Here is a 523-nt window from a genome sequence, read left to right as displayed (position 1 = left end):
GGCGCCGGGCGGGTCAGGCGGGTACGGACTCGGTTTCGGCCGGGGAGCAGCTGTGCATCGGCATCTCGGTCAGACCGGGGAAGTACACGTGCAGGCTGACCGCGCCGTCGAGGGTGTCGTTGACGACCTCGTGCGCGAAGCCGGGGGCGAGGACGCGCTGGGATCCGGGGCGGTGGGTGAGCCGTCCGCGTGACGTGTGCTCGGTGAGCTCGCCTTCGAGCACGGTCAGGACGCCGGAGGAGGCGCCGTGGTCGTGCGGGCCGCTGCCCTGGCCGGGGACCCAGCTGAGCAGCCAGACCTCGTAGCCGGGGCCGGTGCGCAGCCGGTGGTACCAGCGGGTGGTGGCGTCGTACCGGACCAGGTGCTCCCAGGAGGCGCGGTCCTCGGCGATCGAGCGGGCGAGGCCGACGAACTCGGCGACGGTGGCCGGGTGTTCGCGGTCGGGCTGGAGGAGGTGCTGGACGGCGAGGATGTCGCCGGCGATCTGCAGGTCGCTCTCGACGGGCGCGGCGGAGGCGAGGGT

At 73.8% G+C, this 523-nt stretch carries 1 protein-coding gene; it reads right to left on the bottom strand.

Annotated elements, in window-relative coordinates:
• Positions 1–13: 13 nt before the first annotated feature.
• The gene (locus tag PV721_RS43755; RefSeq protein ID WP_319734493.1) at positions 14–490 is read right to left on the bottom strand and encodes a cysteine dioxygenase family protein; all 477 of its coding nucleotides are present in this window, start codon (positions 488–490) and stop codon (positions 14–16) included.
• Positions 491–523 lie beyond the last annotated feature (33 nt).

Origin of the sequence: Streptomyces sp. MB09-01 (assembly GCF_033794505.1) — a bacterium.
GTDB lineage: Bacteria > Actinomycetota > Actinomycetes > Streptomycetales > Streptomycetaceae > Streptomyces.
Note: the sequence above shows the minus strand (reverse complement) of the source record. Positions and strands in the feature narration are given on the sequence as shown.